The organism is Pseudomonas sp. WPR_5_2 (assembly GCF_003634475.1).
In the GTDB taxonomy this organism is placed as follows: Bacteria; Pseudomonadota; Gammaproteobacteria; order Pseudomonadales; family Pseudomonadaceae; genus Aquipseudomonas; species Aquipseudomonas izuensis.
Genome location: NZ_RBLA01000005.1, coordinates 369,880 through 393,039, shown reverse-complemented (window position 1 = coordinate 393,039; position 23,160 = coordinate 369,880). Strand labels below are relative to the sequence as shown.

Annotated in this window: 21 protein-coding genes; 15 read left to right on the top strand and 6 right to left on the bottom strand. The window is 60.4% G+C overall.

Annotated elements, in window-relative coordinates; genetic code table 11:
* Positions 1–126 precede the first annotated feature (126 nt).
* Positions 127–678: a disulfide bond formation protein B gene (locus BJ917_RS20225; protein ID WP_121104256.1), complete on the top strand. Its 552-nt coding sequence runs from the start codon at positions 127–129 to the stop codon at positions 676–678.
* Between the two features lie 173 nt (positions 679–851).
* Entirely contained in the window at positions 852–1,310 is a 459-nt protein-coding gene (gene rsd, locus BJ917_RS20220; RefSeq protein ID WP_096514275.1) for a sigma D regulator, read from the top strand.
* A gap of 61 nt (positions 1,311–1,371) precedes the next feature.
* Here rsd and BJ917_RS20215 read toward each other — a convergent pair whose 3' ends face one another.
* A complete protein-coding gene (locus BJ917_RS20215; RefSeq protein WP_121104255.1) occupies positions 1,372–2,037 on the bottom strand; it encodes an FKBP-type peptidyl-prolyl cis-trans isomerase in 666 nt (221 codons plus the stop codon).
* A gap of 192 nt (positions 2,038–2,229) precedes the next feature.
* Here BJ917_RS20215 and BJ917_RS20210 point away from each other — a divergent pair, with 192 nt between their 5' ends.
* Entirely contained in the window at positions 2,230–3,339 is a 1,110-nt protein-coding gene (locus BJ917_RS20210; RefSeq protein WP_121104253.1) for an AlgP family protein, read from the top strand.
* On the opposite strand, the gene BJ917_RS20205 is transcribed toward BJ917_RS20210, so the two are convergent.
* A complete protein-coding gene (locus BJ917_RS20205) occupies positions 3,336–3,800 on the bottom strand; it encodes a TIGR02444 family protein (protein ID WP_096514278.1) in 465 nt (154 codons plus the stop codon). The two genes, BJ917_RS20210 and BJ917_RS20205, sit on opposite strands and share 4 nt — an antisense overlap.
* 50 nt (positions 3,801–3,850) lie before the next feature.
* On the opposite strand from BJ917_RS20205, the gene BJ917_RS20200 reads away from it, so the two are divergent.
* The 5 genes from BJ917_RS20200 (at position 3,851) to BJ917_RS20180 (ending at position 9,818) form a co-directional block, all read left to right on the top strand.
* Positions 3,851–5,761, top strand: a complete 1,911-nt coding sequence (locus BJ917_RS20200) for an ATP-binding cassette domain-containing protein (protein ID WP_121104251.1) — start codon at positions 3,851–3,853, stop codon at positions 5,759–5,761.
* Positions 5,761–6,342, top strand: a complete 582-nt coding sequence (locus tag BJ917_RS20195) for a mechanosensitive ion channel family protein (RefSeq protein ID WP_096514280.1) — start codon at positions 5,761–5,763, stop codon at positions 6,340–6,342. The genes BJ917_RS20200 and BJ917_RS20195 overlap by 1 nt, the downstream gene beginning before the upstream one ends.
* A 236-nt stretch (positions 6,343–6,578) precedes the next feature.
* A complete protein-coding gene (locus BJ917_RS20190) occupies positions 6,579–7,211 on the top strand; it encodes a LysE family transporter (protein WP_096514281.1) in 633 nt (210 codons plus the stop codon).
* A 150-nt stretch (positions 7,212–7,361) separates the two neighbouring features.
* Positions 7,362–9,257, top strand: coding sequence for a cytochrome c/FTR1 family iron permease (locus BJ917_RS20185; RefSeq protein WP_121104249.1), 1,896 nt, complete (start codon positions 7,362–7,364; stop codon positions 9,255–9,257).
* A gap of 105 nt (positions 9,258–9,362) precedes the next feature.
* Positions 9,363–9,818, top strand: coding sequence for a YaiI/YqxD family protein (locus tag BJ917_RS20180; protein WP_096514283.1), 456 nt, complete (start codon positions 9,363–9,365; stop codon positions 9,816–9,818).
* 117 nt (positions 9,819–9,935) lie between these two features.
* On the opposite strand, the gene elbB is transcribed toward BJ917_RS20180, so the two are convergent.
* Positions 9,936–10,604 carry an isoprenoid biosynthesis glyoxalase ElbB gene (elbB, locus tag BJ917_RS20175; RefSeq protein WP_096514284.1) on the bottom strand — a complete coding sequence of 223 codons (669 nt, stop codon included), beginning with the start codon at positions 10,602–10,604 and terminating at the stop codon, positions 9,936–9,938.
* Positions 10,605–10,719: 115 nt separating this feature from the next.
* Between elbB and BJ917_RS20170 the strand changes: the two genes are divergently transcribed.
* Positions 10,720–11,955: a sterol desaturase family protein gene (locus BJ917_RS20170; RefSeq protein ID WP_096514285.1), complete on the top strand. Its 1,236-nt coding sequence runs from the start codon at positions 10,720–10,722 to the stop codon at positions 11,953–11,955.
* On the opposite strand, the gene BJ917_RS20165 is transcribed toward BJ917_RS20170, so the two are convergent.
* Positions 11,936–12,568, bottom strand: a complete 633-nt coding sequence (locus BJ917_RS20165; RefSeq protein ID WP_096514286.1) for a DedA family protein — start codon at positions 12,566–12,568, stop codon at positions 11,936–11,938. The genes BJ917_RS20170 and BJ917_RS20165 overlap by 20 nt on opposite strands.
* A gap of 207 nt (positions 12,569–12,775) precedes the next feature.
* Here BJ917_RS20165 and hemB point away from each other — a divergent pair, with 207 nt between their 5' ends.
* Positions 12,776–13,789 (top strand): porphobilinogen synthase, encoded by a 1,014-nt coding sequence (gene hemB / locus BJ917_RS20160; protein WP_096514287.1) that lies wholly within the window; start codon positions 12,776–12,778, stop codon positions 13,787–13,789.
* Positions 13,790–13,807: 18 nt separating this feature from the next.
* Positions 13,808–16,030: a polyphosphate kinase 1 gene (gene ppk1, locus BJ917_RS20155; RefSeq protein ID WP_096514288.1), complete on the top strand. Its 2,223-nt coding sequence runs from the start codon at positions 13,808–13,810 to the stop codon at positions 16,028–16,030.
* Between the two features lie 136 nt (positions 16,031–16,166).
* Here ppk1 and ppx read toward each other — a convergent pair whose 3' ends face one another.
* Complete coding sequence (ppx, locus tag BJ917_RS20150; protein WP_096514289.1) at positions 16,167–17,669, bottom strand: exopolyphosphatase; 1,503 nt, start codon at positions 17,667–17,669, stop codon at positions 16,167–16,169.
* A gap of 366 nt (positions 17,670–18,035) precedes the next feature.
* Here ppx and trxA point away from each other — a divergent pair, with 366 nt between their 5' ends.
* The 4 genes from trxA (at position 18,036) to BJ917_RS20130 (ending at position 22,450) form a co-directional block, all read left to right on the top strand.
* On the top strand, positions 18,036–18,365 hold the full coding sequence (gene trxA, locus BJ917_RS20145) for a thioredoxin TrxA (protein WP_003206727.1): 330 nt from the start codon (positions 18,036–18,038) through the stop codon (positions 18,363–18,365).
* A 249-nt stretch (positions 18,366–18,614) separates the two neighbouring features.
* Positions 18,615–19,874, top strand: coding sequence for a transcription termination factor Rho (gene rho / locus BJ917_RS20140; protein WP_003206716.1), 1,260 nt, complete (start codon positions 18,615–18,617; stop codon positions 19,872–19,874).
* A 141-nt stretch (positions 19,875–20,015) separates the two neighbouring features.
* The gene (gene ubiD, locus BJ917_RS20135) at positions 20,016–21,482 is read left to right on the top strand and encodes a 4-hydroxy-3-polyprenylbenzoate decarboxylase (protein ID WP_096514290.1); all 1,467 of its coding nucleotides are present in this window, start codon (positions 20,016–20,018) and stop codon (positions 21,480–21,482) included.
* Positions 21,482–22,450, top strand: coding sequence for a CDP-6-deoxy-delta-3,4-glucoseen reductase (locus BJ917_RS20130; protein WP_096514291.1), 969 nt, complete (start codon positions 21,482–21,484; stop codon positions 22,448–22,450). The genes ubiD and BJ917_RS20130 overlap by 1 nt, the downstream gene beginning before the upstream one ends.
* Positions 22,451–22,461: 11 nt before the next feature.
* Here the strand turns inward: BJ917_RS20130 and BJ917_RS20125 are convergent, their stop codons facing one another.
* On the bottom strand, positions 22,462–22,938 hold the full coding sequence (locus BJ917_RS20125) for a sn-glycerol-3-phosphate transporter (RefSeq protein WP_121104247.1): 477 nt from the start codon (positions 22,936–22,938) through the stop codon (positions 22,462–22,464).
* Between the last annotated feature and the right edge of the window lie 222 nt (positions 22,939–23,160).

Here is a 23,160-nt window from a genome sequence, read left to right as displayed (position 1 = left end):
CCTAATCCTCTTACCGCTGTCGGGAATTCCCTACACTCCTGTTGAAGTGTCCCTGTAGCCCTGCCTTGAAACGCCGGCGCGCTTTCCTCTACCGTAGCTGTCGGTCCTTACTGTTACGGAAAATCCATGTATTCGGCCTGCACACGCTCCTTGTTTTTCACGGTTTTCGTTGCGGGCGCCCTGGTCCTGGGTGTGTCCTACTATCTTGAGTATGCCGTTGGCCTCAAGCCATGTGGTTTGTGCCTGTTGCAACGGGCTTGCCTGGCGTTGCTGACGGGTGTCTGCCTGACGGCCGCAGTGCAGGGCCCTGGTCGCCTGGGTTCTTTCGTGTATTGGTTGCTGGGTCTGTTCTGCAGTCTGGCGGGAGCGGTCATGGCGTGGCGGCAGGTGCTGCTGCAAAGTGATCCTGCGCATCAGCTATCGACCTGCGCCCCCAATCTGCCCGACCTGGTTGCCAGCACGTCCTGGATCGGTACTGTGCAGCAGATGTTTAAAGGCACCCTCGACTGTGGTCAGATCGCCTGGACACTGTTCGACCTGAGCATTCCGGAATGGAGTTTGTTGTTCTTCATCGCGATGACGATGCTGGGGATTTATCAGCTGTTGCGCCTTGTCTGGACCGCCATGCGGCGACCGCTCAGCGGCGAGTCGTCGCGCCGGGCGCTGGCGGGTGATTAAACACTTGTATGAACTTTATCGTCTGCGTACCTTGAAGCCACAGTCGCGCGGGCATAATCTGCCCGCACGTGTCATTGGAATTATGTTGCTCGATGACGCTCTGCCTGGCCGATTCCTGATTTTCAGGGCGACGGGTGTAGGGCAGCATGACCCACAAGGGAAGAGAGACCGCCATGCTCGAAAGTTGTCAGAATGCTCAGGAACGTTGGGGTGGAGTACATCTGCTGATCGATCGCTGGTTGCAGGAGCGTCGAGAACTGATCGGGGCCTACGACGCACTCGGCGCCAAGCCCGAGGCGCTGGGTGAAAACCGCAAACCTTTGCAGGAATTCTGCGGTGTGCTGGTCGACTACGTGTCTGCCGGACACTTCGAGATCTATGAGCAGCTGACGGGGGAGGCCAAGGCCTTCAACGACAAGCGTGGCCTGGAACTCGCCGAGACCATCTACCCGCGCATCGACGTCATCACCGAAAAACTGCTCGCGTTCAATGACCTGTGCGATGCCGGCAAATGCGTCGCAGAGAAGTTCAAGGAACTCGGTGGCCTGTTGCACGAACGCTTCGAGCTGGAAGATTGCCTGATCGAAGTGCTGCACACCGCTCACAAGGAAGAAGACTCGGTCCAGGCCTGAACCCGCTTCTCGCAAGACCCCGAAACGGTGCGCCAAGGCGCACCGTTTTTCATTTCCGCTGTCAGCTGGTGGCGCCGCGCAATTCGACTTCGAATACCAGCGGCGTGAACGGTGCGATCAGGTCGCCGGCACCGTCGGCACCGTAGGCCTGTGCCGATGGAATCACCAGGCGCCATTTGGCACCGACCGGCATGTTCTGCAGCGCACTGCGCCAGCCGTTGATCACGCTGTCGAGGCTGAACCATTGTGGCTGGTCGTTCTGGTCGAACACCGTACCGTCGGGAAGGCGTCCGACGTAAAGCACCTGCACTTTTCCGTTCGGTCCGGCCTTGGCGCCATTACCCGGTACCAACTCCGTCAGCAGAATTCCATCGGCCAGTTCGCGAACGCCGGGTTTGGCTTTTTCCCCGGCGAGAAAACGCTGCTCGTTTTCCAGCGCCAGTTCGCTTTGCGGTGCAGGTGTTTGCATGGCAACCCGGGCTTCGTGCTCGGTCAGAATCTGTTCGATCTGCTCGTCTTTCAGCGCCAGCGGTTTGCCTTGATAGGCTTGCTGCAAGCCTTCAACCAACGCTTTTAGCTGCAGGTCGGGAACCTCCTGGCGCAAGCGTTCACCGAGGCTCGCACCCAGGCTGTAAGCGAGATCGTGGGCATCATTTTCCTGGGTTTTTTCAGCAGCATGAGCCGCGGAAAAAATCACGCAGAGCGATAAAAAAAAGTAGCGCGACATGTGCACTCTCCAACCTGAGATGCGGGCGATTATGCCAGTGAGAATGCGTTCAACGGTGAACTGCTTTTGTTCAAGCGCAGAACATTTTCGATCCGTTGCAACGCAACGCTTTGGATACTGTCAAGATGCCCTAGCGGCGGTAGCAGCAGAGGTCTAGTATGAGCCGCACCCACGTCAGCCAGGAGGTAAACCATGTCGGCCACCAAGAAGCCTGTAAATACCCCGTTGCACTTACTCCAACAACTCTCGGGCAGCTTGCTCGAGCATCTGGAAACCGCTTGTTCCGAAGCCTTGGCTGATGCTGAAAAACTGCTCGCCAAACTGGAAAAGCAGCGCGGAAAAGCGCAGGAAAAATTGCACAAAACCCGCACCAAATTGCAGGACGCTGCGGCGGCCGGCAAGGCTAAGGCACAAGCCAAAGCCAAGGACGGAGTGAAGGAACTCGAGGACCTGCTTGATGCCCTCAAGGCGCGTCAATCGGACACTCGCGGCTACATTCTGCAACTCAAGCGCGACGCTCAAGAAAGCCTGAAACTGGCCCAGGGCGTTGGTCGAGTACAAGAGGCTGTCGGCAAGGCATTGTCCCTGCGTGCGGCCAAGCCTGCTGCGGCCCCTGCGAAGAAAGCCGCTGCCAAACCGGTTGCTGCAAAAGCACCGGCCAAGCCTGCCGCCAAACCGGTTGCCAAAGCACCGGTGAAAGCCGCAGCAAAACCAGCGGCGAAAAAACCGGTTGCTGCCAGCGCTGCCAAACCGGCTGCCAGAACGGCCGCTGCCAAGCCAGCTGCTGCTAAAACAGCTGCCGCAAAACCAGCCGCAAGAACCGCTGCTGCGAAACCCGCCGTAGCGAAAACCGCAGCAGCAAAACCGGCAGCCAAACCTGCCGCCAAGCCAGCCGCAAAACCTGTCGCGGCTAAAACCGCTGCCAAGCCAGCTGCAAAACCAGCGGCCAGACCGGCTGCGAAAACGGCTGCTGCAAAACCTGCCGCCGCCAAGCCAGCCACTGCCGCAAAAACTGCCGCAGCGAAACCGGCAGCCAAACCTGCTGCTGCCAAACCGGCTGTAAAACCAGCAGCCAAACCAGTCGCTGCAAAACCGGCTGCCAAGCCTGCAGCGAAACCCGCCGTGAAAAAACCGGCCGTTGCTGCCAAGCCGACCCCGGCACCTGCTGCCAAGCCAGCGACGCCAGCGCCAGCGCCATCTGTTTCGGCTGCTCCTGCGCCAACGGCAACCACCTCGACAGCCACCACTGCGCCAACGCCAGTAGCACCGTCGAGCACCACCACCCCAACCAGCGCTTCCTAAGTGCCGGTTGCCGCGACGCGCAGCTGAAGCAGCGCGTCGCGGTTCAGGTGGGCGGCGTCCGCTGCTACACCTTCGAGCCAGGCCGATAGATCGGCCGCCTCATCTTCTGGCCAACCCTGCGCCACTCGCTCCAATTGCAATAACAGAAGTCGTTCGGCTTCCATTTCCAGTGTCTTCACTTCCTCGCGCAAATTGTTCAGGCCAGCATCCTCGCTCGCGGCGACTTTCCATCGTTCTCGCAGGGCGCGCACCGGTCGCACGACCTCAGCGTCCCAAGGTCCGGCTACATCAAGAAGCCGCTTCAACCGTTGTTCGTCGAAGGACACGCCACGTTCTCCCAGCCACAGCCCGCACAGCAGCAGGCACACGTTCGCACCCTGCGACTGCAAGTGCAGGCACAGGGGTTCAACGCCGCGACGGGAATAGGTCTCTACGGAAAAGCTCCACAGGTCAGAGGACATAGTGCTACTCGCGCCAGTTGCGAGCGAAGCTGGTAGACTCCGCCGCCATTATGATTCGACTTCAGAACCTGACTTTACAGCGTGGCCCGCAACGTCTGCTAGAAGACGCCGAGCTGACGCTGCACGCCGGCCAGAAAGCCGGCCTCATCGGTGCCAACGGCGCCGGCAAATCGAGCATGTTCGCCTTGCTTCGGGGTGAATTGCACCCGGACTCGGGCGATTGCTTCCTGCCGGCCGACTGGCGTATCGCCCACATGCGCCAGGAGGTCGACACGCTCGATCGCCTGGCGGTCGACTACGTGCTCGATGGCGACTTGCGCCTGCGCCAGGTGCAACGCGACCTGGCGGCCGCCGAAGCGGCCCATGACGGTGCCGCACAGGCCCGCCTGCACGCAGAGCTCGACAGCGCCGACGGTTACACCGCCGACGCGCGGGCGCGCAAGTTGCTGGCGGGCCTCGGGTTCACCAACGATCAGATGGATCGTCAGGTCGGAGATTTCTCCGGTGGCTGGCGGATGCGCCTGAACCTGGCCCAGGCTCTGATGTGCCCTTCGGACCTGTTGCTGCTCGACGAACCGACCAACCACCTGGACCTCGACGCCATCATCTGGCTCGAAGAGTGGCTCAAGAATTATCCCGGCACCCTGATGCTGATCTCCCACGACCGCGACTTCCTCGATGCCGTGGTCGATCACGTGGCCCACGTCGATCAGCGCAAGATCACCCTGTACCGTGGTGGCTACAGCGCTTTCGAGCGTGCCCGTGCCGAACGCCTGGCCCAGCAACAGCAGGCCTACGAGAAGCAGCAGGCACAGCGCGCGCACATGGAAAGCTACATCGCCCGCTTCAAGGCCCAGGCCACCAAGGCCCGTCAGGCCCAGAGCCGGATCAAGGCGCTGGAGCGGATGGAAGAGCTGACAGCTGCCCACGTCGATTCGCCGTTCGATTTCGTCTTCCGCGAATCGCAGAAAATTTCCAGCCCGTTGATCGACCTGTCCGATGCCCGCCTGGGCTACGGCGAGAAGACCGTGCTGGAGAAGGTCAAGCTGCAACTGACCCCCGGCGCGCGGATCGGATTGCTCGGCCCTAACGGCGCGGGCAAGTCGACCCTGATCAAGAACCTCGCGGGTGAACTCGAACCGCTGGCCGGCCGGTTGACCCGTGGCGAGAACACCGTCGTCGGCTACTTCGCCCAGCATCAGCTCGACTCCCTGGATTCCAAGGCCAGCCCATTGCTGCATTTGCAGCGTCTGGCCCCGACCGAGCGCGAACAGACCCTGCGGGACTTCCTCGGCGGTTTCGACTTCCGTGGTGCGCGGATCGATGAGCCGGTGCTGAATTTCTCCGGTGGCGAGAAGGCACGCCTGGCCCTGGCGTTGATCGCCTGGGACCGGCCGAACCTGTTGCTGCTCGACGAACCGACCAACCACCTGGACCTGGAAATGCGCCTGGCGCTGACCATGGCCCTACAGGAATTCAGTGGTGCGGTACTGGTGGTCTCCCACGACCGTCACCTGCTCAAAAGCACTACCGATAACTTCTTCCTGGTGGCGGACGGCAAGGTCGAAGAGTTCGACGGCGACCTGGAAGACTACACCCGTTGGCTGGTGGACTACCGTCAGCGCAATGCTCCAGTCAGCACAACCCCGGTCAACCCGGACAAGACCGACAAGAAGGCCCAGCGTCAGGCTGCAGCCGCCTTGCGTCAGCAACTGGCACCGCACAAGCGCGAGGCCGACAAGCTCGAATCCGAGTTGGGCAAGCTCCACGAGAAACTGGCGAAGATCGACGCCAGCCTCGGCGACAGCGATATCTACGAGCCAATGCGCAAGAACGAGTTGCGTGATCTGCTGGCCGAGCAGGCCAAGTTGAAGGTGCGTGAAGCGGAGCTGGAAGAAGCCTGGATGGAAGCCCTGGAACTGCTGGAGAGCATGCAGGCGGAGCTGGAGTCGCTGTCCTGATGGACGCCTTGAGGCTCCCGCTGCCGGCGATGTGGGTCGAGCCGATCTGGCTCGGCGTGCAAATCCTGCTGATCCTGCTGGCCGGTTACATCGCCCAGCGCTTTGTCGCCAAAGGTCTGACCCGACTGGGCGAGCGCTACCCGTTTCCGCCGCAATTGCTGATGCCGCTGCGCGGCGGCCTGCGCTGGCTGATCATGGGTAGCGCGCTGATTTTCGTGCTGGAGCGCCTCGGGGTGTCGGCCACGGTGCTCTGGACGGCGTTGTCCGGTTTTGTCGCGGTCGCTGCGGTGGCGTTTTTCGCCATGTGGAGCGTGCTCTCCAATCTGCTCTGCGCGATCCTGATCTTTACCGTTGGCCCGTTCCGTCTTGGCGATGTGGTCGAATTGGTGGACACCACCGACAAGCCTGGCGTCAAAGGCCGGGTCGTGGCGATCAATCTGCTGTACACCACGTTGATCGAGGCTGAAGAACTGGGTACTGGCAGTGCGATGGTGCAAGTGCCCAATAGCCTGTTCTTCCAGCGTTCGGTGCGGCGTTGGCGTGGGACTGATGTGTTTCCTTCGAGTGGGTTTGAGAAGTAAGCCCTCTGTTTGCTGACAGACCGCTTTCGCGAGCAGGCCGCTCCCACAGTGGATCTGAGGTGTTCACAAATTTTGTGCTCACTGAGATCAAATTGTGGGAGCGAGCCTGCTCGCGAAGGGGCCCTCAAGGTGCAAACGCCGGTCGGCTACCGCAATATCCCGCAAAAAATCGATAGTCATCCGCCCAAAGCCGCATTAGCTTAGACGTCTGTCACGAGTCTGAGTCGAGGTGTGCAATGGAGCTTCAAACATGGCTGGCGTTTTTTGCCGCCTGCTGGGTGATCAGTCTGTCTCCCGGTGCCGGCGCCATTGCGTCGATGTCCAGCGGTCTGCAATACGGTTTCTGGCGTGGCTATTGGAACGCCTTGGGCCTGCAATTGGGCCTGGCGGTGCAGATCGCCATTGTCGGCGCCGGTGTGGGGGCGATTCTCACGGCGTCGGCCACAGCCTTCTATGCGATCAAATGGTTCGGCGTGGCGTACCTGGTCTACCTCGCGATCAAGCAATGGCGTGCGCTGCCCAGCGACATGGCGGATGACGCGGCCATCCGCCCGATCGGCAAACCGATGGTCCTGGTGTTCCGTGGTTTCCTGGTGAACATCAGCAACCCGAAGGCGCTGGTGTTCATGCTCGCGGTGTTGCCTCAGTTCATCGACCCGCACGCGCCACTGGTGATCCAGTACCTGATCATCGGTGTGACCATGATTTGCGTCGACCTGATCGTCATGGCCGGGTATACCGGGCTGGCGTCCAAGGTGCTGCGTCTGTTGCGCACGCCCAAACAGCAAAAACGCATGAACCGCACGTTTGCCGGACTGTTCATCGGCGCGGCGGCGTTCATGGCGACGCTGCGAAAAGCGGCGGCGTAAAACCGGCAGGCACAAAAAAGGCGACCTTCTCAGGTCGCCTTTTTTATTGGCCGGGTGGTGGCTAGCCCTTGGACAGTGCATACAAAGCTTGAGTGAAAGTTATTGGGAGGGAACAATATGTTACTTCCTGTTTTCAATTGAGATTCATTCATGATTGCCCCGTCCCGATTCCTGGCCTGGCTGATAGCGCCGGTGTTCGCCTTATGCAGTTTTAATCTGCTGGCCGACACGGTGGAGGGCGCACCGCAAGCCCTGCATTTACTCGATTACATTGGTGCGGACTACCCGGAAGCGGTGCAGGCAGGCAAGGTTGTCAACGAGGCTGAATACCGCGAGCAATTGGAGTTCGTCCAGGCGTTACAAGGCCTGGTGACTGGCATGCCGGCCAAGCAGGAAAAGGCCGGATTGGAGCAGGGCATCAGCACACTGCGTCATGCGATCACTGCGCGTCAGGATGGCGCGGATGTCGCCCGTCAGGCACGGCAACTCGGCGCGCAGCTGGCCGTGGCCTATGAAGTCAGCCAGGCCCCGATCATCACCCCGGACCCGACCCGTGGTGCGCCGCTGTACGCGCAGCACTGTTCGGTATGCCACGGCGATGCCGGGGCGGGTGATGGCCCGGCGGGCGTCGGCCTGACGCCGCCTCCGACCAACCTGCGTGATAACGCGCGTCTGGATCACCTGAGTCTCTATGCGATCTACAGCACCCTGGGTCTAGGGGTTGAAGGCACCGACATGCCAGCCTTCGCCGATCAGTTGGATGATCGTCAGCGTTGGGACCTGGCCACCTATATCGCCAGCTTCAGTTCGGACCCGGCGACGTCCAGCGGCGACAAGGTCTACAACATTGCCGATCTGGCCCGCCAGACACCGGCCGAAGTGCAGGCTGCCGATGGTCCGCAAGCGGCGGCAACCTTCCGTGCGCAACGGGCGCAACCACCGCAGGTCAAGCGTGGCCCGGCGCAGTTGCTCGACTACACCGCCGCCACCCTGGACAAGAGCCTCGCAGCTTACCGTGCGGGCGACCGCGAACAGGCCTATGACTTGTCGGTGGCGGCGTACCTGGAAGGCTTCGAGCTGGTCGAAAGCTCTCTCGATAACGTCGATGCCAATGTGCGCAAAGACACCGAAAAGTCGCTGATGGCCTACCGTCAGTCGTTGCAGGATGGCTTGCCGATGGAGCAGGTCGAGCAGCGTCTGGAGGCGGCCAAGGCCAAGTTGAGGGCCTCTGCCGGCTTGCTGGGCAACGACGGCTTGAGCTGGTCGCTGAGCTACATTTCCGGCCTGTTGATTCTGCTGCGTGAAGGGCTGGAGGCGATTTTGGTGCTGGCGGCGATCCTCGCCTTCTTGCGTAACACCGGCCAGCAGTCGGCGGTGCGCAGTGTCAACGTCGGTTGGGGGCTGGCACTGTTGGCCGGGCTCGGGACCTGGGCGCTGGCGGCGTATGTGATCGATGTCAGCGGTTCGCAGCGTGAGTTGCTGGAAGGGGCGACGGCGTTGTTCGCCAGCGTCATGGTGCTGTGGCTTGGCGTGTGGATGCACGACCGTCGTCATGCCGCGGCCTGGCAGGATTACATCAAGAGCAGCCTGGTGGGCGGTGGCGGGCGTTTCGGTTTTGCGATCCTGGCGTTCTTCTCGGTGTATCGTGAACTGTTCGAAGTGATCCTGTTCTACGAGACCCTGTGGTTGCAGGCTGGCGCTGCGGGCCACGATGCGGTGCTGGCTGGCGGCGCGACGGCGCTGGTGCTGTTGGTGGGCCTTGCCTGGGTGATCCTGCGCGGATCGGCGAAATTGCCGTTGGCGTTGTTCTTCAGCATCAACGCCGGTCTGTTGTGCGCATTGTCGGTGGTGTTCGCCGGACATGGCGTGAAGGCATTGCAGGAGGCCGGAATCTTCGGTACGCGGCCGGTGCCGTTCTTCGACTTCGAGTGGCTGGGGATTCATGCGGATGCGTATTCGCTGAGTGCGCAGGCGGTGGCGATCATTGCGATCGTCGTGCTGTATGGCCGCAGTCGTGTGGCCGAGAAGCAGCGGGTTACGGCTTAACGGCATTCGCTTCGCTCATATTCGCGAGCAGGCTCGCTCCCACAGGATTTGCGTATAACCTGTGGGAGCGAGCCTGCTCGCGAAGCTTTTAGAGAGGAAAACCTTATGCGTGTCTGGATCGATGCCGACGCCTGCCCCCGAGCGGCCAAGGATCTGGTGGTGAAGTTCGCCCTCAAGCGCCGGTTCGAAGTGGTGCTGGTGGCCGGGCAGCCGCAGATCAAGCCGGGCCTGGCCCTGGTGAAGCTGATCGTGGTGCCGAGTGGCCCGGACGCGGCCGACGATTACCTGGTGGAACACGCAGTGCCCGGTGAACTGGTGATCTGCAGCGATGTGCCCCTGGCGGACCGCCTGGTGAAAAAAGGCGTAGCGGCGCTGGACCCGCGGGGCAAGGAGTTCGACGCGCAGAACATGGGCGATCGGCTGGCGGTGCGCAACCTGTTCACCGATTTGCGTGAGCAGGGGCAGATGAGCGGCGGCCCCGCACCGTTTGGCGAGCGCGAGAAGCAGGCGTTTGCCAATGCGCTGGATCGGATATTAACCCGGCTGACCCGCAAACCCTGAGGCTGGCATAAAACCTTGTGGGAGCGAGCCTGCTCGCGAATGCGATGTATCAGTCAACATCAATGCTGAATGACACTCCGCTTTCGCGAGCAGGCTCGCTTCCGCATTCAGATCACATCAGGCGTCGTTTTCGTGGGTCAGTTCGAGTACGCGGTCGACCAGTTTGTTGATGCCCGAAGCGGCTTCGCTGATGCTTTGCGCCAGCATGTACGCCGGGGTGCTCACCAGTTTGCGCGCCTTGTCTTCGACAATGTCGCTCACCGCACAATCCTTGTGGGTGGCGCCCATCTTGTTCAGGGCGGCTGCGGTGTCGGCATCGTTGCCGATGGTGCAGGTCACGCCGGGGCCATAGATCTTCGCCGCCAGGGCAGGGGAGATGCAGATCAGGCCGACCGGTTTTCCGGCCTCGGCAAACGCTTCGGTCAAGGCCAGGACTTCCGGTTGCACGGTGCAGCCGGTGCCTTCGATGGCGAAGTTGGAGAGGTTCTTGGCCGATCCGAATCCGCCGGGAATGATCAGGGCATCGAAATCTTCGGCGTCTGCTTCGCGGATATCCTTGATCTCGCCGCGGGCAATCCGCGCCGATTCCACCAGCACATTGCGCGATTCGGGCATTTCTTCGCCGGTCAGGTGGTTGATCACATGCAGCTGCGCAATATTTGGTGCGAAACACTGCACCTGCGCGCCACGCTGGTCCAGGCGCAGCAGGGTAATCACGCTTTCATAGATCTCGGCGCCGTCGTACACACCACAACCGGAAAGGATCACTGCAACTTTTTTGCTCATGGGCTTTTCTCCAGATTCATGGCGTTAAATGTCCACTAATTTGTCACTCGTTGCCATAGGGTTAATTCGCGGCTAAACATAGGATCTGTGCTACAGATTCCGACCAGGGCGCGTCATGGACTTCATTTTGTATGCGGTGCCGTTTTTCTTTGTGCTGATTGCCGTCGAGCTGCTGGCCGACCGTTGGCGCGGGGTCAACAATTATCGGGTGGCGGACGCGATCAACAGCATCAGCACCGGCGTGCTGTCGACCACCACCGGCCTGCTGACCAAGGGTGTGGGGTTTGTCACCTATGCATTGGCCCTCAAGCATCTGGCGTGGTTCGAGCTCTCGGCCGATAGCGTGTGGGTCTGGGTGTTCGCCTTCGTCTTTTACGACTTCTGCTACTACTGGCTGCATCGCATGGGCCACGAGCGCAACATTCTCTGGGCCGCGCATTCGGTGCATCACCAGAGCGAGGACTACAACCTCTCCACCGCCCTGCGCCAGACCAGCACCGGATTCCTGTTGAGCTGGATCTTCTATCTGCCCATGGCCTTGGCCGGCGTGCCGCTGCTGGTCTTTATCAGTGTCGCCTCGCTGAACCTGCTGTACCAGTTCTGGGTCCACACCCGGCACATTCCCAAGCTCGGATGGTTCGAGTGGTTCTTTGTCACGCCATCCAATCATCGGGCCCACCATGCGCAGAACGCTCTCTACATGGATCGCAACTACGGTGGGGTGTTCATTATTTGGGACCGTCTATTCGGTTCCTTCCAGGAGGAGGACGACAACGAACCCGTGATTTTCGGTGTGACCACGCCGCTGGCGAGCTGGAATCCGATATGGGCGAACGTGCAGTTTTACGCGCAGCTATGGGCCGATGCGCGGCGTGCCGAAAGCACCTGGGACAAGTGTCGGATCTGGTTCATGCGCACGGGGTGGCGGCCGGCGGATGTGGCGGCGAAGTATCCGATGAGCAAACCGGACCTGAGTCAGTTTCGCAAATTCGAAGTGCCACTGGATGGGCGTCAGGTGTGGTACGTGGTGTTGCAGTTCTGCGTCTACATCGCGTTGGGCAGCTACTTGATGAATCTGGAGCCGAGTCTGTCAACCCCCGCTCTGGTGCTGGGCTGGGGGGCAGTGGCACTGGGACTGTTCGTGCTGGGCGTGGCCCTGGAGAATCGCCCGTGGGCGTTGAAGCTGGAGCTGCTGCGGCTGGCGTCGAACGTGCCACTGGTGTGGCTGGCGCCGGTGGTGGGGCTCTGGCCGGCCAGCGCGGTGGGCTGGGTCGGCCTGCTCAGTTACAGCCTGCTCAGCGGCATCGGTCTCTACTGCTGTAGAAACCGTTTCACTCGACTGGCGTCTTAGGTTCGCCGGTATTGGCCTGTTCGGCCTTCAAGGCTTGCTCGTCGGCGTAGACCTGCTTGGCCAGGCGCGCATTCTTGAAGCGGCGGCGCAGCCACAAACCCAGGCCCAGGACGAGCAGGGCACCGAGGACCCACAGCTCGTATTTCTTGATGCTGCCGAGCATGCCTTCCAGCACCGCGCCGAAGTGATAGGCCGCTGCCGCCAGCGCGGCGGCCCATATTGCCGCGCCAATCCCGTTGAGCAGCAAATAACGGCCCGGTGGATAGCCCGACAGGCCAATCGCCACCGGCATCACCGTACGCAGGCCGTAGACGAAGCGGAAGCTCAGGACCCAGATGTCCGGGTGCTTGCGGATATGTTCCAGCGCCCGGTCACCCATCAGTTGCCAGCGGGGCTTGCGTGCCAGCAGCTTGCGACCGTGCTTGCGTCCCAGGAAGTACCACAGCTGATCGCCGGCATAGCTGCCGAAGAAGGCCACGACCACCACCATGTTGATGTCCATGTATCCACGGAACGCGAGGAAGCCTGCGAGTACCAGAATGGTTTCGCCTTCGAAGAATGTGCCGAGAAACAGGGCAAAGTAGCCGAAGTCATGCAGAAATTGTTGGAGCATTGTCTGGGTGCTGGCGAAATGAACGCGCAGCCTAACCCTTCGTACACATTCAGGAAAGTGTCCAAATGTGTCTCGACGTGAACATTTCCTACAACGACAATGGAATGCGGCTACGTGTCACAGGTTGCACACAACTGTCATCTGTTCGTCATAATGGCCGCTTATAACTGTCACGCTCGCCCGTCTGCGCGGGCTCAGGAGTCTGTCGTGAGCTTTACCCCCGCCAACCGTTTGTTTCCTGCAACCCGCCTGCGCCGCAACCGTCGTGACGATTTTTCTCGCCGACTGGTCCGTGAAAACGTCCTGACCGTCGATGACCTGATCCTGCCGGTGTTCGTGCTTGACGGTGAAAACCGTCGCGAAGCGGTTGCCTCGATGCCTGGCGTCGAACGCCTGACCATCGATCTGTTGCTGGAAGAAGCGGCTAAATGGGTCGAGTTGGGCATTCCGGCGCTGGCGCTGTTCCCGGTGACGCCGCCGGACCTCAAGTCGCTGGACGCCGCCGAAGCCTGGAACCCCGAGGGTATCGCCCAGCGTGCCACCCGTGCCCTGCGCGCGCAGTTCCCGGAACTGGGTGTGATCACCGACGTCGCGCTGGACCCGTTCACCACCCACGGCCAGGACGGCATTCTCGACGAAGAAGGCTATGTGCAGAACGACATCACCGTCGACGCACTGGTCAAGCAAGCCCTGTCCCATGCCGAAGCCGGTGCTCAGGTCGTGGCGCCGTCGGACATGATGGACGGGCGCATCCAGGCGATCCGCGAAGCCCTCGAAGTGGCCGGTCACGTCAACGTGCGGATCATGGCCTACTCGGCGAAGTACGCCAGTGCCTACTACGGGCCGTTCCGCGATGCGGTCGGTTCGGCGCTGAACCTGGGCAAGGCCAACAAGGCCTCCTATCAGATGGACCCGGCCAACAGCAACGAAGCCCTGCACGAAGTGGCGGCTGACTTGTCAGAAGGCGCAGACATGGTCATGGTCAAGCCAGGCATGCCCTATCTGGACATCCTCTGCCGGGTCAAAGAAGAATTCAAAGTGCCGACGTTTGTCTATCAAGTCAGCGGCGAATACGCCATGCACATGGCAGCGATCCAGAATGGCTGGTTGAGCGAAGGGGTTATCCTCGAGTCCCTGACCGCTTTTAAACGTGCAGGCGCAGATGGCATCCTGACGTACTTTGCCGTTCGCGCAGCTCAATTGTTACGAGAGCAGAAATAGCCCTCCCAGGAACATTCGATGAATACCGAAGTACTCACTGAAGTTGCCGTAAAAGATGCTCAACCTGTGGTGGAGCAAATTGCCGAAACCCCACCGGAGCTGGAGCCCGCTCCACCCGCGACGGTGACCGAGCCCGCGCTGGCGGCTCCGGCGATTGCCATACCCGGCCTGGATGACAGCAGCCTGTACATCCATCGCGAGCTTTCGCAACTGCAGTTCAACATCCGCGTGCTGGAACAGGCGCTGGACGAGTCCTATCCCTTGCTGGAGCGGCTGAAGTTTCTGCTGATCTTCTCCAGCAACCTGGACGAGTTCTTCGAGATTCGCGTCGCCGGTCTCAAGAAACAAATCACTTTTGCCCGTGAACAGGCTGGCGCCGATGGCTTGCAACCGCACCAGGCACTGGCCCGCATCAGCGAACTGGTGCACGGGCACGTCGACCGCCAGTACGCGATCCTCAACGATATCCTGTTGCCGGAACTGGAAAAGCATCAGGTCCGCTTTATCCGCCGTCGCCACTGGACGGCCAAGCTCAAGACCTGGGTACGCCGTTATTTCCGCGACGAAATCGCCCCGATCATCACCCCGATCGGCCTCGACCCGACGCACCCGTTCCCGCTGCTGGTGAACAAGAGCCTGAACTTCATCGTCGAACTCGAGGGCATCGACGCCTTCGGTCGCGATTCCGGTCTGGCGATCATCCCGGCACCGCGCCTGCTGCCGCGGATCATCAAGGTGCCGGAAGAGGTTGGCGGCGCTGGCGACAACTATGTGTTCCTGTCGTCGATGATCCACGCCCACGCCGATGACCTGTTCCAGGGCATGAAGGTCAAGGGTTGCTATCAGTTCCGTCTGACCCGAAACGCCGACCTGGCACTGGACTCCGAAGACGTCGAAGACCTGGCCCGTGCCCTGCGTGGCGAGTTGTTCTCCCGTCGCTACGGTGACGCGGTGCGCCTGGAAGTGGCCGACACTTGCCCGAAACACCTGTCCGATTACCTGCTCAAGCAATTCAACCTGAGCGAGACCGAGCTGTATCAGGTCAATGGCCCGGTGAACCTGACGCGTCTGTTCAGCATCACTGGCCTCGACAGCCAGCGCGAGCTGCAATACACGCCATTCACCCCGCAGATCCCGAAACTGCTGCAGAACAGCGAGAACATCTTCAGCGTGATCAGCAAGCAGGACATTCTGCTGCTGCACCCGTTCGAGTCGTTCACCCCGGTGGTCGACCTGCTGCGTCAGGCGGCCAAGGACCCACACGTTCTGGCGGTGCGCCAGACCTTGTATCGCTCCGGGGCCAACTCGGAAATCGTCGATGCGCTGGTGGATGCGGCGCGTAACGGCAAGGAGGTCACTGCGGTGATCGAATTGCGTGCGCGGTTCGACGAGGAGTCCAACCTGCAACTGGCCAGCCGTCTGCAAGCGGCCGGCGCAGTAGTGATCTACGGCGTGGTCGGTTTCAAGACCCACGCCAAGATGATGCTGATCCTGCGTCGCGAGGCCGGCGAGATCGTGCGTTACGCGCACCTGGGCACGGGCAACTACCACGCCGGCAACGCCCGCCTGTACACCGACTACAGCCTGCTGACGTCCGACGACGCTTTGTGCGAAGACGTCGGCAAACTCTTCAGCCAGTTGATCGGCATGGGCAAGACGCTGCGCATGAAGAAGCTGCTGCATGCGCCGTTCACCCTGAAGAAGGGCATGCTCGACATGATTGCCCGCGAAACCCAGTTCGCCCTCGATGGCAAGCCGGCGCACATCATCGCCAAGTTCAACTCGCTGACCGATCCGAAGATCATCCGCGCGTTGTACAAGGCCAGCCAGTCAGGTGTGCGCATCGACCTCGTGGTACGTGGCATGTGCTGCCTGCGGCCGGGGATTGCCGGGGTTTCCCACAACATTCACGTGCGCTCGATCATCGGTCGCTTCCTGGAACACACCCGGGTCTTCTACTTCCTCAATGGTGGTGAAGAACAGATGTTCCTCTCCAGTGCCGACTGGATGGAGCGCAACCTCGACAAGCGCGTCGAGACTTGCTTCCCGGTGGAAGGCAAGAAGCTGATCATGCGGGTCAAGAAAGAGCTGGAGTTGTATCTCACCGATAACACCCACAGCTGGAGCCTGCAGTCGGACGGTCGTTACATCCGCAACACGCCGACCGGCAACCAGAACCCGCGTAGTGCCCAGGCGACATTGCTGGAGCGGTTGGGCAGTCCGATCCTGGCGGTTCGCTAAAAGCGCCGGGCAATAAAAAATGGCGATCCTTGGGGATCGCCATTTTTGTTTCCGTCCAACACGCTGTAGCAGCAAGACTTGCCCGCGATGGCGGTCTCACGGACGCTATCGCGGGCAAGCCTTGCTCCCACGGGGTTTAGCGCACGGTCAGTACGGTGTCGACCCGGGTGAGCCATTCCGCCTCGATGGCGAAGTCGGCCTGGGTCAGCTGGTTTTCATCGAGCCAGTTTTCCGGGAACACCACTTCCAGGTGATTGTCATGGGCGTTCAGTTCCACCTGGGGCATTTGCTGGGTGCCACGGATGTGGTGGAACAGAATTGCAAAGCGCAGCAACACGCACAGGCGAATCAGCTTGATGCCGTCGTCGCCGAACTCGGCGAACTTGTCCTTGGGGATATTACGGCGGTGGCCACGCACCAGCAGCGCGAGCATCAGTTGATCCTCGCGGGAGAAGCCGGCCAGGTCCGAGTGTTCGATCAGGTAGGCGCCATGCTTGTGGTATTGATAGTGGGCGATGTCCAGGCCCACTTCATGGACCTTGGCGGCCCAGCCGAGCAATTCGCGCCAGACGCCGTCTTCCAGATCCCAGTCCTTGGCCACCTGGTCGAAGGCATGCAGGGCCTTGCGCTCGACCCGCGCCGCCTGTTCCAGGTCAACGTGATAGCGCTCCATCAACGAGGTGAGGGTGCGTTCGCGGACGTCTTCGTGGTGATGGCGGCCCAGCAGGTCATAAAGCACGCCTTCACGCAGGGCACCTTCACAGTGGTCCATCCGTTGCAGTTCGAGGGAATCGAAGATGGCTTCGAGAATGGCCAGGCCGGCCGGGAAAATCGCCCGGCGGTCAGGCTTGATACCTTCGAAGTCGATTTTCTCGACATCGCCGAGCTTGATCAGCTTGCGCTTGAGCCAGGCCAGGCCTTCGGCATTTACCTCTCCCGTGCCGTGACCCCCAGCCTTCAGCGCCAGGCCGATGGCGCGGATAGTGCCCGAGGAGCCGATGGCTTCATCCCAGGTCAGGCGGTGCAGGGCGTGTTCGATGCTCATGATCTCCAGTCGGGCCGCCGTATACGCCTGGGCGTAGCGGGCCGGAGTGATCTTGCCATCTTTGAAATAGCGCTGGGTGAAGCTCACGCAACCCATTTGCAGGCTTTCGCGCAGCAACGGTTCGAAACGCTGGCCGATGATGAATTCGGTACTGCCGCCGCCGATGTCGGCCACCAGGCGCTTGCCTGGGGTGTCGGCGAGGGTGTGGGACACGCCGAGGTAGATCAGGCGCGCTTCTTCACGACCGGAGATGACCTCCACTGGATGGCCGAGGATTTCTTCGGCGCGACGGATGAATTCGGCACGGTTGCGGGCTTCACGCAGGGCGTTGGTGCCAACGATCCGCACGGCGCCCGGGGGCATACCGTTGATCAGTTGGGCGAAGCGCTTCAGGCAATCGAGCCCGCGCTGCATGGATTCTTCGCTGAGGTGGCGTTCTTCGTCGATGCCGGCAGCCAGCTGAACCTTTTCCCCGAGACGTTCGAGAATACGGATTTCGCCGTTCTGGGCCTTGGCCACGACCATGTGAAAGCTGTTGGAGCCCAGGTCGATTGCGGCGATCAGGGACAGATTCTTGGCTTGGGATTGCGGCATGGTCAGGGGGTCTCGGTCGATAACCCTGACATCGTGCCACGATCAAGGGCTGGCGCCAACGCGCAGGAGCTGCCGGAGGCTGCGATCTTTTACCGCGGGGCGGATTTGCGGTGCTGGTGCTGGCCCTATCGCGGGCAAGCCTTGCTCCCACGGATTTGTGTCGTACGCGCATAGTGCGTACCCCATGACCTGTGGGAGCAAGGCTTGCCCGCGATGACGGCTTCACAGGTGCTGAGGAATACGACATGAGCTATACCCAAACTCATGGAACACCATAGCGAGACTCAATCATCTGCACCTTCCTGAACGAAGGAAGGGCCGTTATGATGGGCCACGTTTTTTTTGCTTACAACCCTGGAGAATTCCATGAGCAGCGATCTTATCAAACACGTTAGCGACGCTAGCTTCGAGGCCGACGTACTCAAGGCTGAAGGCGCTGTACTGGTCGATTACTGGGCTGAGTGGTGCGGCCCTTGCAAAATGATCGCTCCTGTTCTGGACGAAATTGCCGAGACCTACAAAGGCAAGCTGACCGTTGCCAAACTGAACATCGACGAGAACCAGGAAACCCCGGCCAAGCATGGCGTGCGTGGTATCCCGACCCTGATGCTGTTCAAGAACGGCAACGTTGAAGCGACCAAGGTCGGCGCACTGTCGAAGTCGCAACTGGCGGCTTTCCTCGACGCCAACATCTAAGCGTCGTTGTAGCCTGTCAAAAAAGGCCCCGCAATTTGCGGGGCCTTTTTCGTTATTGAGGGCTAGACGCTCCGAAACTCAGGTGTTACATTCGGCCCCGCGCTGGTTTCTCCAGTGCCCCCTGCTAGCCGTCGCCGACGCTCTCCTTTTCGAATAAAAGTACGCGATCCTGTCGCCTTCTCCGCGGCGCGGCCTCATTAAGCCAAAAGCTTAATTTCCCCCCTCCATAAATGATTACGTCATTCCTATATGAATCTGACTGAACTCAAGCAAAAGCCGATTACCGAACTGCTCGAATTGGCCGAACAGATGGGCATAGAAAATATGGCCCGTTCGCGCAAGCAGGACGTGATTTTCTCCCTGCTCAAGAAGCACGCGAAAAGCGGCGAGGAAATCTCCGGTGATGGCGTGCTGGAGATTCTCCAGGACGGCTTCGGCTTCCTGCGCTCCGCTGACGCTTCCTATCTCGCCGGCCCGGACGATATCTACGTCTCGCCGAGCCAGATCCGTCGCTTCAACTTGCGCACCGGTGACACCATCGTTGGCAAGATCCGCCCTCCAAAGGAAGGCGAGCGTTATTTCGCGCTGCTCAAGGTCGACACGATCAACTTCGACCGTCCGGAAAACGCGAAGAACAAGATTCTCTTCGAGAACCTGACCCCGCTGTTCCCGACCGTGCGCATGAAGATGGAAGCCGGCAACGGTTCCACCGAAGACTTGACCGGTCGTGTGATCGACCTGTGCGCCCCGATCGGCAAAGGCCAGCGCGGTCTGATCGTTGCACCGCCGAAAGCGGGCAAGACGATCATGCTGCAGAACATCGCCGCGAACATCGCGCGTAACAACCCTGAAGTTCACCTGATCGTGTTGCTGATCGATGAACGTCCGGAAGAAGTAACCGAAATGCAGCGCACCGTGCGCGGCGAAGTGGTTGCCTCGACGTTCGACGAGCCGCCAACCCGCCACGTGCAGGTTGCCGAAATGGTGATCGAGAAGGCCAAGCGCCTGGTCGAGCACAAGAAGGACGTAGTGATCCTGCTCGACTCCATCACCCGTCTGGCCCGTGCCTACAACACCGTGATCCCGAGCTCCGGCAAAGTGCTGACCGGTGGTGTCGATGCCCACGCCCTGGAGAAACCGAAGCGTTTCTTCGGCGCCGCACGGAACATCGAAGAAGGCGGCTCGCTGACCATCATCGCCACCGCGCTGGTTGAAACCGGCTCGAAGATGGACGAAGTGATCTACGAGGAATTCAAAGGCACCGGCAACATGGAACTGCCTCTGGATCGCCGCATCGCCGAGAAGCGTGTGTTCCCGGCCATCAACATCAACCGTTCCGGTACCCGCCGCGAAGAGTTGCTGACCGCCGACGACGAGTTGCAGCGCATGTGGATTCTGCGCAAGCTGCTGCACCCGATGGACGAAGTGGCTGCCATTGAGTTCCTGGTCGACAAGCTGAAAACGACCAAGACCAACGATGAGTTCTTCCTGTCGATGAAGCGCAAGTAAGTCGATAGACCAGCAAAAGCCGGGGAAACCCGGCTTTTTGCTATCTGAATTTTGATGAACCGGCAGTTCGTGGTTCTGAATAGAGGGGTTCGGCGCTAAACTGCCTGCCCCCGAACGCCACGGCCAACACGAGGCTCACGCATGCAGTATCGCGACTTGCGCGACTTTATCAGCGGGCTGGAAAAGCGCGGTGAACTCAAGCGCATCCAGGTTCCGGTGTCCCCAGTGCTCGAAATGACCGAGGTCTGCGACCGCACCTTGCGCGCCAAGGGCCCGGCCCTGCTTTTCGAAAAGCCCACCGGTTATGACATTCCCGTGCTGGGCAACCTGTTCGGCACCCCCGAGCGCGTCGCGTTGGGCATGGGCGCCGAAGCGGTGAGCGAGCTGCGCGAGATCGGCAAGTTGCTGGCGTTCCTCAAGGAGCCCGAGCCGCCGAAGGGCCTGAAAGATGCGTGGTCCAAGCTGCCGATTTTCCGCAAGATCATCTCGATGGCGCCCAAGGTCGTCAAAGACGCGATCTGCCAGGAAGTGGTCATCGAAGGCGATGACGTCGACCTCGCAACGTTGCCGGTGCAGACCTGCTGGCCGGGCGATGTCGCGCCGTTGATCACCTGGGGCCTGACCGTCACAAAGGGGCCGAACAAGGACCGGCAGAACCTCGGGATCTACCGTCAGCAAGTGATTGGCCGCAACAAGGTCATCATGCGCTGGCTGAGTCATCGTGGCGGCGCGCTGGATTACCGCGAGTGGTGCGAGAAGCATCCCGGCCGGCCGTTCCCGGTCTCTGTTGCGCTGGGCGCCGACCCTGCGACCATTCTTGGCGCCGTGACCCCAGTGCCGGATAGCCTCTCCGAGTACGCTTTCGCCGGCCTGCTGCGTGGCAACCGTACCGAACTGGTGAAATGCCGCGGCAACGACCTGCAAGTGCCGGCCACCGCCGAGATCATCCTCGAAGGCGTGATCCACCCCGGCGAGATGGCCGATGAGGGGCCGTACGGCGACCACACCGGCTACTACAACGAAGTCGACAGCTTCCCGGTGTTCACGGTGGAGCGTATTACCCATCGCATCAAGCCGATTTACCACAGTACCTACACCGGCCGTCCGCCGGATGAGCCGGCGATTCTCGGCGTGGCGCTGAACGAAGTGTTCGTGCCGATCCTGCAAAAGCAGTTCCCGGAGATCACCGATTTCTACCTGCCGCCCGAAGGCTGTTCGTACCGCATGGCCGTCGTGACCATGAAGAAGTCGTATCCGGGGCATGCCAAGCGGGTAATGCTGGGTGTCTGGTCGTTTTTGCGACAGTTCATGTACACCAAGTTCGTTATCGTCACCGACGACGATATCAACGCGCGGGACTGGAACGACGTGATCTGGGCCATCACCACGCGCATGGACCCCAAGCGCGACACGGTGATGATCGAGAACACACCGATCGACTACCTGGACTTCGCCTCGCCGGTGTCTGGCCTGGGTTCGAAGATGGGCCTGGATGCCACGCATAAGTGGCCAGGCGAAACCACGCGGGAATGGGGTCGGGTGATCGTCAAGGACGATGCCGTGACCCAGCGGATCGATGCCATCTGGAATCAGTTAGGAATAGATTGATGCGTGTAACCTTGCAGCCCTCCGGAGCAGTGCTGGAGATTCAGCCCGGCGAGCGGATTCTCGACGGCGCACGGCGTCTGGGCTATGAATGCCCGCAAAGCTGCCGCAACGGTAACTGCCATGTGTGCGCTGCACTGTTGGTGGAAGGCCGGGTCGAGCAGGAAGGCGGTGTGCGTGACCATGGCGAGTTCTACACTTGCATAGCAGAGCCGCTGGAAGACTGCATCGTGCTGTGGGATGGCGTGCTCGCGCTGGGAGAATTGCCGGTGCGCAGTCTGTCGTGTCAGGTCACCAGTTGCACCGAGGTCGGTGGTGATACCTGGCGGGTCCGGCTGCGGGCGCCGGCCGGCAAGCCACCGCGTTACCACGCTGGCCAGTACTTGATGATCCATCGGGATAACGGCGAAAAGTCGTCCTTTTCCCTGGCGTCCGCTCCTTCTGGCGGGCGAGATCTGGAAATCCACGTACTGGCGCGCGAGGCCAGTGCACAAAATCTGATCAAGCAACTGCAGCGTGACACGATGGTGCGGATCGACATGCCATTCGGCGATGCGCACCTGGCCGAGTTGCCGGACGGTCCGTTGGTGCTGATTGCCGCGGGCACCGGCATGGGCCAGATTCACGGCCTGATCGAGCATTGCCGTGCCGAAGGTTTCAAGCATCCGGTGCATCTGTACTGGGGCGTGCGTCGACCTGAAGATTTTTATGAAGTCGAACATTGGGATGAGTGGCTGAAACTGCCCAATCTGTTCCTGCATAAAGTCGTCAGCGATCAATGTGGCTGGCAGGGCCGTTTCGGCATGCTGCATGAAGCGGTGTGCGAAGACTTTCCCGATCTCAAGGCTCTGCACGTCTATGCCAGTGGCTCGCCGGCGATGGTCTACGGCACGCTGGATGCGCTGGTCGAGGCGGGGATGGATGCCCACCAGATGCGCGCCGATGTGTTCGCCTACGCGCCGCGATCGTAGGCGAACAAGCGCTAGAAACGAACACCGGTAGTGATCATGGCGGCGTTGAAACCGAGCAGCACCAGCTCAGCCGCCAAGGGTCCGTAATGTGCGCCGAGTGAAGGGATGATCACCGGTGCGACCCCAAAGCGATTCAATGGGATCTTGTCCTGATACTTGCCGCTGTAACCTTCCAGCAGACCGCCGGTAAGTTTGATATACACGGGATAGTTCGCGTTTTCGTAGCGTTGACCGGCATAGGCATAATATGAACGCTGGCTGAACGAGTTGCGAAAAGTGGCGGCGCCAAACAACCAGCCGGACGCTTCGTCGCGCTCAAGGCCAATAAGATCCTGATTGTTGTTGTGGTCAGGGTCGGGCGAATAGTGTTTTGTATAGACACTGGTCTGTAGATACCACGATCCCGTGTCCTTGGTGGTTGTGTCCTGCGCTAGCGCAATCGGCGTCAAGAGCATGAGCAGCAGCCCGTACATCCCTGGGTTTTTCATCGTGCAGCCCCTGTAAAGGCAGTTTGGCTTGCGCCTGTGGGTGGCTGTTATACGCGACGTCCGATGCAGTGGGCAGGCGGAAAATCCGTAGGTGGTGTAGGAAGTTTCTGATAGGTGGCTTTTATCCTAGACGGGCATAATGCTTATACATATTTCATTCTGGTATTTAAAATAGTTACAGAATGATATTAAGGTATATGGGCGTCGCTTCCAGCATTCAGG